The organism is Winogradskyella ouciana, from assembly GCF_009709615.1.
Classification (GTDB): domain Bacteria; phylum Bacteroidota; class Bacteroidia; order Flavobacteriales; family Flavobacteriaceae; genus Winogradskyella; species Winogradskyella ouciana.
On the sequence record NZ_WJYA01000170.1, the window covers coordinates 1 to 260 of the forward strand.

The 260-nt window shown below is 54.2% G+C and carries 1 protein-coding gene; it reads right to left on the minus strand.

Features of this window, described 5'->3' with window-relative positions; genetic code table 11:
• Positions 1-260, minus strand: a 260-nt coding sequence (locus tag F1003_RS18905) for an MFS transporter (protein ID WP_202913928.1), incomplete at both ends; no start/stop codon positions are given.

Here is a 260-nt window from a genome sequence, read left to right on the forward strand (position 1 = left end):
GCATTGCGTTTGCCCGATTTTAATTCGCCGTACGCGATAACTTCCGGTACCAGCGCCCACATAAAGCCGGTGGCGGAGGTTAAGCCCCACTGTTTAATAAAGGTGGCGATGTAGGCCAGCCACAGGGCGTCGTGCATCCCTTCGCGGGACCAGGCGTAGGTCAGCAGTTCGCCGACGATGAACATGGCGAGGAACAGATGGAAGAAGCCTTTTTTACCAAAGATTTTTTTCAGTTTCGGCCAGAACACCGGGAAGGCGAT